This is a genomic window from Gaetbulibacter sp. NE (assembly GCF_025548475.1).
Lineage (GTDB): Bacteria > Bacteroidota > Bacteroidia > Flavobacteriales > Flavobacteriaceae > Gaetbulibacter_B > Gaetbulibacter_B jejuensis.
The window spans coordinates 141,030-154,198 of the sequence record NZ_JAOQHY010000003.1 but is presented as its reverse complement, the minus strand read 5'-3'; the positions used below and the strand labels follow the sequence as shown (position 1 = coordinate 154,198).

Sequence of the window (13,169 nt, the reverse complement as noted above, 5' to 3'; positions counted from 1 at the left end):
TATAGAAATTATATTTAAGGTATTTGATATAAGGCTTGATCAAGACTATTTAAAATCAATGTTTATGTATAGGAATGTTAATGTAGCTATCGTTATACCACCTAATTGTTAGAGGCTCTTTTGCATCTTTAATGGTTTCGTCGCTTACGTCTTTTCCAGTACCATAGTTTATTTGTGAAAAAGGATGTTTAATTCCATTAACAAGAATAACTATTCTACTTCCTTTTTTTAGCATCTTACTCGTCATTCTAAAATTACTAATAGGTATTGCGGTCTTTTCATTTGGTGCTAACAAGTTTCTGTTTTCAATGTCTTTAGACATACTTGCTCTGGTTGTAAATGGCAGTGTTAAACTAAAAAATTGGCCGTCAGCGGTTTGTTCATAAAGCAACACATTACAATCAAAATCCTTTTTATTGATAGACAGATTTAAAACGCCACTTATCGCTCCTGTAAGCTCTGTATCTTCTTCAAAAGGTTCTGTTGCAAACGAGAAGCCTTGACCTACAGTTAAAGTATTTGATACAAGGTTACGATTACCACTTAAATTCCAAGAGAATTGACTACGATCAGACATATCAATTGTTTGTTCAATATAACTTGTGGCATCAGCAGTATGAGCTAAACTAAAGTGTTCGTTGACACCTAGATTTCCTGTGTCATAAGTCGACTTAAACGCTACACCAGAACGTTGCTGACTTAAATACACCTTTAAAGTATCTGTAGCCATTTTATCTAATGAAGATGCATGTTTCCAAGTATTTGTACCCATGACTTGATAATTGATTTTATCCTTTAACAAAGCAGGCTTATTGGCTTCTTTAAAAATGTAATCAAACCATTGAAAGATGATGGCTTTAATATCTATTTGAGCTACTGGGTCTATATCATAACCTAGAATGTGTTTTTCAGGATGTTCTTGCGCTCCAAAATGTGAATAAGGTCCTATTAAAAGATACTGCTCAGCATTGGTATGGTATTGATAATGGGATTTTAAATAATGCATTGTTCCAAATTGTCCACCATCATAATACCCTGTAGTACTTAAGATAGGTATATCTATTTTAGCAAAATCTGTTTTGTTATACAGTGTCATACCTTTCCAGTAGTTGTCAAATGTTGGATGTTTTAATTTTTCATTGAATCCTGGATTTGGCAGACCATCTAAACTATCTAAACGTTTATAAGCAACACCTTTTTTATACCAATTTAAATATAACTCATTCCAGCGTTTACCATTATAATACGAAGTGGTATCGAGGGTTTTGTTATTGGTTACATAATGCCACCAAGGATAATGAAAGTTAAAATAAACACCATTTTCCATAGGTTCAGCAATACCAGGAGCCGCAGCTACTGAAGGTACAATAGTTTTTAAAGCTGGATGTACTTTTTCTTTCATTGAAGCCCATTGTACAAAGCCAGCATAACTACCACCATACATACCCACTTTGGCATTGCTCCACTCTTGCTTTGCAATCCAATCAATAACATCGTACACATCGTTACCCTCATGGACATAAGGTGTTATTGTATTTGGACTTAAATGTTTTCCTCGAGTGTATGATACCACACCTACATAGCCTTTATCGGCTGCTTCATAAGCTCTATTGATATCATCTTTACGCGTATATATGGTATGAAATAGTATGGTTGGCTGTGGTTTTGTTTCAGCTTTACTCCTAACAATTATAGCTGATATTTTTGCACCATCTCTAGTGGTGATTAGCACAGAGTCTTGTACCAAATATGCTTTTCCTTCTCTATTTACAGTTCTAGGTTCTTGTTGTGCTTCGGTTATTGAATTACAAGCAACCAACACTAATAGCAGTAAAAAAAATGTGCCCTTTAATAGTTTAAATACTCTCATTTAATTGTATTGGTTTTATTTTGAATACTCAATTAACTCTTCGGTATAAGAAAAACCGTCTTGTACTTGGGTCATTTTTATAAAGTTCTTGATTTTTGGAGCATACAACCATACTTCATCTGTTTTGGCACTATAGCCTCTTGAATTAGAAATAGTTCCTTTATATGTTATGGTGTAAGCCATAAATGTCCCTGCTCCTACTGTTTCTTCTTTAAAGGATAATACTTCTACATCCTGACTTTGTTTTCCGGTAGTACCATCTTGACTAGTCCAGTCTTTTTCATAGGTCCATGTTTTACCAACTTCCAAAGGCCATTTATATCTTGGTGTTTCACTGTCTTCAAGCTTTACAATATCAGAGACTAAAACGGTATCCTTGTCTATAGTCATTCCTAATTCACCATTAAAATTAACAATGGTTCTAGTATCTGTTCCATCAGATCGTACTTCGCCTTCATCAGTAACGCCTTTGTATTTCCATACCCATTTTTCTCCCAAGTTATAATCAGATAGTACAGGTTGATTAGTGACTGTTGCTTCTGGATTGTTTTTGCAAGATGTTAGAAGCAATACTATTATAGCTACTACTAATTTTGCCAAAAATTTTTGAACTGTAAAAGATTTCATAATGTTCGTTTTTAATGATTTACAATACAAATTAAGGGCAGGTTTTACATTTATAAAACAAAAAGTACAGGAGCGTAACATAACAGCATTGAACGTCAAAAATTGGCGTCATTAATATTTTAAAGACTATTCCAATTCCTAAACTTAACAGATTGACGACTAGACACATCGATTGTTTCTCCCGAAGTTAATTTAATTTGCAATCTATTATTAAAGTGCGGATAAATCTCCTGTATATAGTGTATGTTAATAATTTGACTTCTATTGGCTCTAAAAAATACGTTAGGGTCTAATTTTTCTTCTAAAAGATTTAATGAACGTTTAATCATTGCTTTTTGAGTTCCAAAATATAAACGTGCGTAATTTTCGAGCGATTCAATGTAGCGAATATCAGACAGAGGAATAAAATGACACTGTTCACCATCTTTGATAAAAATTTTGCGATGCATTGGGAATACCTCAGGAGTGGTCTTTCTTTTCTTAAAAAGTTCTTGTTTTACCTTTTCTATAGTTTTAGCAAAACGTTCTTCGCGCAAGGGTTTCACCAAATAATCTAATGCGTTTAATTCGAAAGCTTTTACTGCATACTGATCATAAGCTGTAGTAAACACAACCTCTGGCACAGTTCCAAGTTCTTCTAATAAATCAAAACCAGACTTTTCAGGCATATGAATGTCTAAGAAAATAATGTCTGGTGCTTCAGTCTCAATAATTTGTATGGCTTCATCTACATGCGATGCCTCTCCAACAACCTGAAATTCTTTGTGTGGCTTTAAAGTACGCTTTAACTCTTCTCTCGCCAAACGCTCATCGTCTATTATAATGGTTTTAAATGTCTTCATTGGTTGTTAAAGGTAAAATTATCTTAGCCTCTACTGTATTTGCGTCAATTTCTGTTAAGTGAAATGAAGCTTTAGTTTTATATTGAATTTCTAATCGTTCTTTTAAATTTTTAAGGCCTACACCTTTAGAATGCTTTGACGTTATTTTACCTGGGTTTTGTACGCTGATTATAATCTGTTCTTCATTTTTTACAATCACTAAATTAATAACGCCTCCCTTAATTAGCTTATCTATGCCATGTTTAATGGCATTTTCTATTAATAACTGGATACTTAATGTTGGTATTTTAACTTGCTCTAAACTATCGTCTAAAGTGCTATGTAATGATAAACGCTCTTCAAATCGTAATTTTTCTAATTCAATATAATCATTTACTAAGGCTAACTCATCCTTTATTGGAATTAAATCTTTATCCTTTTCATATAAAGATGAACGTAACAAATCTGATAATAGGTCTATAGCTCTTCTTGCTTTACTTGGATTTTCTTCTATTAGTGACTTGATTGAGTTTAATGAATTAAATAAAAAATGTGGATTTAATTGAGCTGATAAATTATCTAATTGAATTTGTTTTGAAAGAATAGACAGTTGTGCATTTTCTCTAGCAGTAGCAACCTCTTTTTGGTAATAATGGTATAAGTGATATGCTAAAATCCATATTGACATCAAACGTAAACCAGTAAGTAAAATTGGGTCCCAATACACAAGAGCTGTCCAAAACTCTTTATCCTCTCCTGCAATGACAGTCCAATAAAGATACCACTTAATATTGTTTAGCAACACATATAATACTGACAATATAATAATGCTTGGTACTACTCTATAAAGTAATTTTTTAAGAGGCAGTTGATTCCATTGTTTATGTAAAGCAAAGCGTCTGTAACAATGCGTTAAAAATACACCAATAGCAATATCTAACACATAATTCAACAAGGTGTAAAACGCTCCGTAGTTATCGCGTGTATACACAGTATATGCCCAATAGATAGATACAATACTCCATCCTAACAATTGACATGACCAATAAAGGGATGCTTTACTCTTATTATATACTTTATGACTAGTATTCATTTGTTAACAAAAAAAGGAAATACTTTTAAATAGTAAAAATAAAAGTACAGGAACGTAATTTACAAGGTTTAAGCGTATCAGTGAAATTATATAATTCAAAACACATGCTTTCCTTTTATTGATATTGTTGCGCTGTACTCTTACTTGTTTACCCTTTTTCATAAGCACAAGATGACAAGATAGACATGAGATTACTTTGTTGTAGTATGTTAAATTTTAATTAAATAACTAGACTTGGGAAACAAAATGATAGTAATACTATTATATTTGCAAGTAATAATTGTAAATTATGAATAACTTACTATCAAATATTAAAATTGAAGTCCCTTCAGGCACCTATTTAAAGGATCCTGAATCCTCTACTTTAGGTAAAAAAATACTCACTCACAGTATTATTTTAATTGATGAGATGGGATTTGAGAGTTTCAACTTTAAAAAGTTAGGTGCTGCTATACAGTCCAACGAAAGCTCTATATACCGCTATTTTGAAAGCAAGCATAAGCTGTTAGTGTATTTAACCTCTTGGTATTGGGGCTGGTTAGAGTATCAATTGGTTATTGAAACCTATAGCCTTACTTCTATTGAGGATAAGCTAAAAAAAGCGATTGAAGTTTTAACACGTACTACAAAAAACGACAATACCTATACGCATATTAATGAGGTATTGCTAAACACTATCGTTATTAACGAAAACTCAAAATCATACCTTACCAAGGATGTTGACGACGATAACAAAGAAGGATTTTTTATGCCTTATAAACGTGTGGTGAAACGTTTTTCTGAACTCATTTCAGAGTATCAACCAGACTACGACTATCCGTTAAGTTTAGCAAGTACTGTAATACAAAGCGCATTACACCAACAGTTTGTTAAAGATCATTTTAAAACCATTAGCAATTTTAACAAACAGCACACGCCTACTCAATTTTTTACTGACCTCGTTTTAAACGCTTTAACATATGGCAAATAACAGTTTAACGCCTTGGCAACGCTTTATTGGATTATTAGAGTTAGAAAAAAAGGACATCTTTCAAATTTCGTATTATGCTATTTTTGAAGGTATTGTTGCTTTATCATTACCTCTAGGTATACAAGTTATTATAAACTTATTACAAGGCGCACAGGTTTCGGCATCGTGGGTGGTATTGATTATTTTAGTAACTACAGGAGTTGCTTTTACTGGTATTTTAAAATTGATGCAATTGCGTATTATAGAAACCATAGAGCAACGTATATTTACCAGAGCCTCTTTGGAGTTAAGTTATCGTTTTCCTAAAATAAAAATGAACGAACTGCGTAGGTATTACCTACCAGAGTTAGCCAATAGGTTTTTTGATACGCTTACGATACAAAAAGAACTGTCTAAAATTTTAATTGATGTGCCTTCGGCATTATTGCAAATTATTTTTGCGCTTATCTTATTATCGTTTTACCATCCGTTTTTTATTATATTTGGGTTATTACTCATCCTATTAGTGTACATCGTGTTTAAGTACACTGCCAAAAAAGGCTTGGAAACAAGCTTAAAAGAATCTAAGCACAAGTATAGGGTTGCACACTGGTTACAAGAAGTATCGAGAGCTGTAATAAGCTTTAAACTTTCAGGGAATACGAATCTTGCAATGCAAAAAAGTGATGCACTCGTTAATGATTATCTAAAATCTAGAGAAAGCCATTTTAAGATTTTAATACTTCAGTTTATACAAATGATAGGCTTTAAAGTACTTGTAACTGCTGGGTTATTGCTTATTGGTGGATTTTTAGTACTTGATCAGCGTATGAATATAGGACAGTTTGTAGCTGCTGAAATTATCATCATCCTAGTGATTAACTCAGTTGAGAAATTAATATTAGGACTTGGGTCTTTTTACGATGTCTTGACGAGTATAGAAAAACTAGGACAAGTTATAGACAAACCTATTGAAGCGCAAACAGGAGAAGTTGTAAAGTCTGGAAACAATTTAAATATTGAACTTAAGAATGTGTTTTACGAAGTAAAAGAGCGTAACACTCCTATTTTAAAAGATATAAATTTAACCATCGCACCAAAAGACAAAATACTCATTAAAGGAGAAAGTGGTGCTGGTAAGTCTAGTTTGCTACAACTTATTACAGGTGTTATCATGCCAACATCAGGATATATTTATGTGAATGGCCTATCTATGGAAAGTTTATATATTAATAACTATAGAGCACAGTTAGGCTTATCATTATCTACCGAAACACCTTTTGAAGGTACCATTCGAGAAAACATCACTTTTGGAAACCCTAATATTAGTGATGATGCCATTTATGATGTTTTTGCTCAAATAGGTCTTACCGAATTTTTACAACAGCAACCAAAAGGATTAAATACTATACTAAAACCTGAAGGTAAACAGATAGCTTATACCACAGCAAAGAAAATAGTACTCGCTAGAGCTATTGTTAAAAAGCCTAAGGTATTGATACTAGAAGATCCGTTAGATCAATTTAAGAAAGCAGAATCTAAACAAATTATAGACTTTTTAATATCAGAAAACCAAACTTGGAGTCTTGTAGTCATTAGTAATAATGATTATTGGAGTTCAAAGTGCAACAAACAAATTACCCTTAAAAAAGGTGAAATTATAAACGTTAAATCTTAGTGTATGTTAAACATTTCAAAGAATAGTGTTTCAGAATATGTAGACCTAACCAAGTTTAAGTCTTGCCAAGAGATTTTTCATAAAGAATACCACAAGCGATTTAAAAGCTTTTTAATGGTATTTACTGTGATAATGATTATGATATTATTTTTACCTTGGACACAAAACATTACTAGTTCAGGTAATGTAACTACACTTAAACCAAACCAGCGACCGCAAACCATTCAATCGCAAATACCTGGACGTATAGAACAATGGTTTGTACAAGAAGGCGACTTTGTAACCGCAGGTGATACTATATTGCGAATATCTGAAGTAAAAAGTGAGTATTTTGATGCACAACTTGCTGAACGTACTAACGTGCAGCTTAACGCAAAATCATCGTCAGTAGACGCTTATAAAAACAAGATTAATGCGTTAAACAATCAAATTTCTGCATTACAACGTGAACGCACCTTAAAACTTGAGCAAGCACAAAACAAGTTAAAGCAAGCCTACTTAAAAGTAAAGACAGACAGTATTGACCTTGAAGCCTTAAAAATTAAAGCAGCTATTGCCAATACTCAATTTGAGCGAACATCTAGTTTACAAACCGAAGGTTTAAAGGCTGTAAAAGATGTTGAAGATGCCAGAAACAAATTGCAAGAAGCTAGTGCTAAGTTGGTTTCAGCAGAGAATAAGTTTTTAGTTGCAAAGAATGAAGTTATCAATAGTCAGTTAGACATTTCAACATTACAAGCAACCTATGCTGATAAGATTTCAAAAGCGCAAAGCGATTTATACGCTACACAATCTAGCGCTTATGATACCGAAGTTCAGGTGTCAAAACTAGAAACTGATTTGGCAAACTACACCAAACGTAACAGTTTACTTTATGTAACTGCACCACAAGACGGTTACATTAACAAAGCTATAAAATCTGGTATTGGTGAAACCTTTAAAGAAGGCGAACAACTTGTAAGCATTATGCCTTCTAATTATGAATTGGCTGTTGAAATGTATGTAAGACCAATAGACTTGCCACTTATTCATGTGGGCGAAGATGTACGCGTACAGTTTGATGGTTGGCCTGCAATTGTATTTAGCGGTTGGCCTAATGTATCGTATGGTACTTATGGTGCAAAAATTATAGCGATTGAAAACTTTATAAGTAACAATGGAATGTATCGTGTTTTACTAGCTCCTAACAAAGAAGATGTTGAATGGCCTAAAGACATTAGAGTAGGTTCAGGAGCGCGAACCATTGCGTTACTGGACAATGTACCAATATGGTTTGAAATATGGAGGCAAATTAACAGCTTCCCTCCTAACTTCTATCAACCAGAACAAGCCACAACTAAATAAAACAAATTATTGTAATATGAAAACAGTATTAAATTATTTGTTAGTACTCATGTGTTTTAATGGATTTGCGCAAGAATCGTTAACTACATTAACCCTTGAGGAGTATTTAGGATACGTAAAAAAATACCATCCTGTGGTTAAGCAAACTCAATTACTGGTTAGCGAAGGTGAGGCAAAATTGTTAAAGTCTAGAGGTGCTTTTGACCCTAAAATTGAAGTTGATTTTGACAGAAAAAAGTTTAGCGAAACTACTTATTACAATAAGCTTAACACTACATTTAAACTTCCAACATGGTATGGTGTAGAACTAAAAGCTAACTTTGAAAACAACGATGGCATATATCTCAATCCTGAATTACAAACTCCTAATGATGGTTTATACAGTGCAGGTGTTTCGGTATCTTTAGCCAAAGGGCTGTTTATGAATGAGCGTATGGCAACATTAAAGCAAGCAAAACTGTTTACCCAACAAGCACAAGCCAACCAGCAATTGTTGGTCAACGATGTAATTTATAATGCTTTAGTAACCTATTACAATTGGCTTAAAAACTACCAATCATTAAAAACCTATGAAGGCTACACTCAGAATGCTAAAACACGATTAGATATTATAAAAAAGAGTTACCTAGCAGGAGACAAACCAGCTATTGACACCTTAGAAGCAAGTATTAATTTAAAAAACAGAATGGTTGATTTAGAGAAAGCTAAAATTGGCTATATCAAATCTAAGCTTGAGCTTTCAAACTATTTGTGGATTGATAACAACATACCTTTAGAGCTTGAAGAAGCCATTATACCAGACTTAAACACTATTAGCATCATTGATCAGGTTTTGAACAGTTCACTTTTAAACAGTGATGCTATTGACATTACTAATCACCCAAAACTAAAAGCACTACAAGTAAAAAAAGATATTTTAACTATAGATAAAAAACTTAAAACAAACAATCTACTTCCTACTGTTAACTTACAGTATAATTTTTTAACGACAGACTATGACAATTTAAACTCGTTAAACACTGCTAATTACAAAAGTGGGTTACAAATTAATTTTCCTTTATTTTTGCGAAAAGAACGAGGCGATTTAAAACTAGCACAAATAAAACTACAAGACATTAACTTTGAACTTGCTACTACTGAAGTAACTTTAAAAAATAAGATTAACTCCAACTTACAAGAAATAGAATCTTACAACAACCAGCACATCATACTACTTGACTTGGTTGAAGATTACAAATCCCTTATACAAGGTGAAGAACGCAAATTTGAAATTGGTGAAGGCTCTTTGTTTTTGGTAAATTACAGAGAGGTAAAACTTATTGAAAATGAATTAAAACGTATTGATGCCGAATACCAGTTACTAAGTAGTAAGTCTAATTTATCAAGAACTATTAATACACTGTTTTAATACCAAGTCTTAAATATTGCTTGTATTAGTAAAGAATATTTTTACGCGCTCTTCTTGCAAAAGTGCATTAGTATATTCGTCTACTGTTTCAGAGGTTAATTGAGGGCTTTTAATTTGTAATGACCTCAATGTACCATCTTTTTGTGGCGCTATAAAAATGGTATTTCCAAAATTTAAGTCAAATAATCGTGTGTTTATAATAGCATAGCTATTGCTTTCAGCTGTATCAAACGCAAAGTAATCTATTCTATTTTCTTTAGTTTTCACAAAACCCTGCGTAACATAGTCTGGATGGTTTCTAGAAATACCTATATTTTTGTTCAGGTTATAATTTATGGTATCTAAAGTATCAGTTAGTACCAACAATTGAAAAAACACTTCATTATTTTTACCTTTTAGTCGCTTTTTGTTTATTTCGTTATCAGCTACAAAAAAACTATTCATGATAACCGTTTTATCGCCTATTTGATAGTTTTCGCCTTTACTACCCAATCCTTTAAAGCTATCTTTTCCTAAAAGGTCATATTTTGGCACAGGAAAAACTCCAATCTCAAACGGACCAAAATCACCAATACCAATCATTTGCTTATCAGTTTCAAGCATTTTAATGTCCCATGTTGATGAATCGTTTCGGTTGGTAAGGTATTGTTCTCTTTTTTGTTGGTTCCAAGCTGAATCAGTTTCTATTGAATTTGAAGACCTATGACTTCTATCACAGCTAACAACACACAGAAATAGAATGACAACTAAATTTTTCATGTATTTAGAGTTTAATTGCAAGATTAATCTGCCCAATTAATGGCGTTGGTTTTATCAAGATAAATAATAGCATCAAAAGCGCTTCCAAATGCTTTAGATTCTGTTTTAGAACTTCTAGCACGTGCTCCTGCTCCACTCATTGACATCAATGGCGAATTAAGAGTATACGCTAAATTTTTATTTGCTCTTGCTGCTCTAAAGTTTAGGAAAGTGTTAGGGGTTCCAAAGTTTTTTAGACATTGTGTAAATGTATCTTCAACTACTTTATCAATGGTAATTGTTTTAAAACGCCAATCGTTTGTTTTATTAGCATCATTAGGATATGCTATAAAATTGCCTGTACCAAAATCGGTAGCTATATTAAAGTAATAATCGTCATACAGTTTTCTTAACTGGTGACCTGTAACATCTACAATGCCATTATCTACCCAATCACCTACATGCGCATTATGTGCCCAATACATTGCTTTTTTATTATGGTTATAATAATTCATAATCCATAGTATGTTTTCACCCATGTAAATATCTCTAAAATCGGATTTTCTCTGTTCGTTATTTTGATTGATGGTAGTGGCAAACTGACCAAGTATTTCCACTAGATGAAAGTTTAAGTTGAATTCTTCTTCAGATGACTTGCTTTTAAAGTTCTCATGGTTTTCAACAAAGTGTTGTTTTAAATTTGCATATGCCATGAAATACATTGTTTTTTCCTGTTCATTAAACGCTTGCCAAAGGTGTTTTTCAAACCCTTCTACTTTATAATCAGAACCTACTTTTAAAAGGTATTCTTTAATTCTATTCACTTCTGAAGCTACGTACTGCATCTCACAACCATATAGATACAATTTATCTTCATTATTTTGATTGTAGGTTCGCATCCAATCCATTAACTGATAAAACTCTTTGGTTCTATACCTCCAAGATGAATTGTACTGATTTAGGATCGTTTTTAAATCGTCTCTTTTTCCTTGTATATAATCATTGAGATACAAGCCTTCACCAAAACCGGTTTCGATAATCAGTATTTTAAAATCGTGTTGTTCAGAAAGGTATTTCATTAACTCTTGAGCTAGTAAGGTGAACTCAGCTGTTCCATGAGTATCTTCACCATAACCCACAATTCTTATATCGTTGAGTACATTGTCTAGAAACGAAAACTCACTAGCTTGAACTGACTTAAAGCCTGTGGTGTATTGTTCTAATTCGGTATGGCATTGTGCAAGACTTATTTTTGTTGCCAGTACAAAAGCAAGCAGAAAAATGTAGTTTTTCATAGTTTATCTTGTTTTAAACTCTATTAAATAAGGCTTTAACGGTCTGTTGTCTGGTGTCCTAAAATTATTTGTTATAAATATTTGATAGGTTTTGTTAGGTTCTAACTCCACAGGAATTGTCCAAGACCTGTTGTCTTCAGCCCATGTTCTTCCGTTTAAAGTTCCTTTTGGGAATGCTTCTCTTCCTAAGTTACCCAAATCCACACTTGTATGATAGCCATTTAAAGCTTCAGAAAATTTTATAGTTATGGCTTTTATACTTGGGTTTACATTTTGACTTTTATTTTCAAATTGTTCAATACCTATAACGGTTGGTCTTTTGCTTTCAAAGCTTTGCTCCAATTCATTTAGGGACGTTGAAAAATAATTTGCTTTTTGGACAAACGCTTCAATTATAGATTCGTTTTCATAATCCAATTCAATCATAGACTTTATAGCAGCTTGCTTATCCTCTGCTTGATTATAATAGTTTTCGCAAATTTGATACCCTACATAATAGCCTAAATCTCGCATACCAAATTCGTTAGACTCATTACTATTTAACCATTTGCCAAAGTTAGCGACATAAAACATTTCGTCTTCAAACACTTCTCTAATACGTTCTGCGTTGTTTTTTCCGAATTCTATTTGCGGATTTGGTGATGGCTGATTGAGTGCTTGTACTGTTACAAACTCTGCAACACCTTCATAAATCACTGAAGATAATAAATTATTAACTCTCGGTTTTTGTTGGGTATGTACAAACTCGTGGATGTTTAAAAAGCCTAAATTTTTATTAGGATTGGTAGCGAAATATGCTTTTAAATGCGATATGTTTTCAGGAAACTCACTTGTATCTGTATTAGGATTACCCATTGCTAATTCTGCACCTATAAGCACCAAACTGTCTATTGTAGTTCCTGGTGTACGGAAAGTTCCAATTGTAAAATATATTTTGGCTGGTTTTAGTTCTGGATATAATGTTTTTAGTTTTTCAATTCCAACTTGTAATTTTGAACTGACTTTAGGAGCCTCTAATGTGTTCTCTCTTATAGAATTCCAAAATTTTGGATAGTTGTTGATAGCCTCAATATAATCTTGTGCTGTATAGTTTCTTACTTGTCTGACACCTTCTAACCCTACAGTTCCTTTCTTGAAATATAAGCTATCTAAATAGTTATATTGTAATACTGAATCTTGGGTTGTGACGATATGATCATAGGCATTCCAAAAGTTTATAACATCAGAAGTAATAACGTTGTTGCTTTGCGGATTTTCTTTTTCAGGATTTTTACAAGCTATTGCAATAAATACTAAAAAGAATAATAGAATTGATTGATGCTTCATTTTATTTCTTTATGATTAAC

At 32.7% G+C, this 13,169-nt stretch carries 11 protein-coding genes; 4 read left to right on the top strand and 7 right to left on the bottom strand.

Annotated features, from left to right (window positions below; all coding sequences use genetic code 11):
• Window positions 1-55: 55 nt before the first annotated feature.
• From OD803_RS06595 to OD803_RS06580, 4 genes are all read right to left on the bottom strand, one after another.
• Entirely contained in the window at window positions 56-1,870 is a 1,815-nt protein-coding gene (locus OD803_RS06595; RefSeq protein ID WP_262732837.1) for a CocE/NonD family hydrolase, read from the bottom strand.
• A gap of 15 nt (window positions 1,871-1,885) precedes the next feature.
• Window positions 1,886-2,497, bottom strand: a complete 612-nt coding sequence (locus OD803_RS06590) for a hypothetical protein (RefSeq protein ID WP_262732836.1) — start codon at window positions 2,495-2,497, stop codon at window positions 1,886-1,888.
• A 119-nt stretch (window positions 2,498-2,616) separates the two neighbouring features.
• A complete protein-coding gene (locus OD803_RS06585) occupies window positions 2,617-3,339 on the bottom strand; it encodes a LytR/AlgR family response regulator transcription factor (protein ID WP_134198950.1) in 723 nt (240 codons plus the stop codon).
• Window positions 3,326-4,411 carry a sensor histidine kinase gene (locus OD803_RS06580; RefSeq protein ID WP_262732835.1) on the bottom strand — a complete coding sequence of 362 codons (1,086 nt, stop codon included), beginning with the start codon at window positions 4,409-4,411 and terminating at the stop codon, window positions 3,326-3,328. The genes OD803_RS06585 and OD803_RS06580 overlap by 14 nt, the downstream gene beginning before the upstream one ends.
• Window positions 4,412-4,700: 289 nt before the next feature.
• Between OD803_RS06580 and OD803_RS06575 the strand changes: the two genes are divergently transcribed.
• Genes OD803_RS06575 through OD803_RS06560 form a run of 4 tightly spaced genes read left to right on the top strand, consistent with a single transcriptional unit; the run spans window position 4,701 to window position 9,790 of the window.
• Window positions 4,701-5,381, top strand: a complete 681-nt coding sequence (locus tag OD803_RS06575; protein ID WP_262732834.1) for a TetR/AcrR family transcriptional regulator — start codon at window positions 4,701-4,703, stop codon at window positions 5,379-5,381.
• Entirely contained in the window at window positions 5,371-7,038 is a 1,668-nt protein-coding gene (locus tag OD803_RS06570) for a peptidase domain-containing ABC transporter (RefSeq protein WP_262732833.1), read from the top strand. Before OD803_RS06575 ends, OD803_RS06570 begins: the two co-directional genes overlap by 11 nt.
• 3 nt (window positions 7,039-7,041) lie before the next feature.
• The gene (locus OD803_RS06565; protein ID WP_134198954.1) at window positions 7,042-8,382 is read left to right on the top strand and encodes an HlyD family secretion protein; all 1,341 of its coding nucleotides are present in this window, start codon (window positions 7,042-7,044) and stop codon (window positions 8,380-8,382) included.
• 16 nt (window positions 8,383-8,398) lie between these two features.
• A complete protein-coding gene (locus OD803_RS06560; protein WP_262732832.1) occupies window positions 8,399-9,790 on the top strand; it encodes a TolC family protein in 1,392 nt (463 codons plus the stop codon).
• A gap of 9 nt (window positions 9,791-9,799) precedes the next feature.
• Here the strand turns inward: OD803_RS06560 and OD803_RS06555 are convergent, their stop codons facing one another.
• Genes OD803_RS06555 through OD803_RS06545 form a run of 3 tightly spaced genes read right to left on the bottom strand, consistent with a single transcriptional unit; the run spans window position 9,800 to window position 13,149 of the window.
• Window positions 9,800-10,549, bottom strand: coding sequence for a hypothetical protein (locus tag OD803_RS06555; RefSeq protein ID WP_262732831.1), 750 nt, complete (start codon window positions 10,547-10,549; stop codon window positions 9,800-9,802).
• A gap of 23 nt (window positions 10,550-10,572) precedes the next feature.
• The gene (locus OD803_RS06550; protein ID WP_262732830.1) at window positions 10,573-11,823 is read right to left on the bottom strand and encodes an erythromycin esterase family protein; all 1,251 of its coding nucleotides are present in this window, start codon (window positions 11,821-11,823) and stop codon (window positions 10,573-10,575) included.
• A gap of 3 nt (window positions 11,824-11,826) precedes the next feature.
• Window positions 11,827-13,149, bottom strand: coding sequence for a gliding motility protein GldB-related protein (locus OD803_RS06545; RefSeq protein WP_262732829.1), 1,323 nt, complete (start codon window positions 13,147-13,149; stop codon window positions 11,827-11,829).
• Between the last annotated feature and the right edge of the window lie 20 nt (window positions 13,150-13,169).

Coding starts and splice junctions, on each gene's coding strand:
- OD803_RS06585 (WP_134198950.1), bottom strand. CDS start 3,339: ATGAAGACATTTAAAACCATTATAATAGACGATGAGCGTTTGGCGAGA.
- OD803_RS06595 (WP_262732837.1), bottom strand. CDS start 1,870: ATGAGAGTATTTAAACTATTAAAGGGCACATTTTTTTTACTGCTATTA.
- OD803_RS06545 (WP_262732829.1), bottom strand. CDS start 13,149: ATGAAGCATCAATCAATTCTATTATTCTTTTTAGTATTTATTGCAATA.
- OD803_RS06580 (WP_262732835.1), bottom strand. CDS start 4,411: ATGAATACTAGTCATAAAGTATATAATAAGAGTAAAGCATCCCTTTAT.
- OD803_RS06590 (WP_262732836.1), bottom strand. CDS start 2,497: ATGAAATCTTTTACAGTTCAAAAATTTTTGGCAAAATTAGTAGTAGCT.
- OD803_RS06565 (WP_134198954.1), top strand. CDS start 7,042: ATGTTAAACATTTCAAAGAATAGTGTTTCAGAATATGTAGACCTAACC.
- OD803_RS06560 (WP_262732832.1), top strand. CDS start 8,399: ATGAAAACAGTATTAAATTATTTGTTAGTACTCATGTGTTTTAATGGA.
- OD803_RS06575 (WP_262732834.1), top strand. CDS start 4,701: ATGAATAACTTACTATCAAATATTAAAATTGAAGTCCCTTCAGGCACC.
- OD803_RS06570 (WP_262732833.1), top strand. CDS start 5,371: ATGGCAAATAACAGTTTAACGCCTTGGCAACGCTTTATTGGATTATTA.
- OD803_RS06550 (WP_262732830.1), bottom strand. CDS start 11,823: ATGAAAAACTACATTTTTCTGCTTGCTTTTGTACTGGCAACAAAAATA.
- OD803_RS06555 (WP_262732831.1), bottom strand. CDS start 10,549: ATGAAAAATTTAGTTGTCATTCTATTTCTGTGTGTTGTTAGCTGTGAT.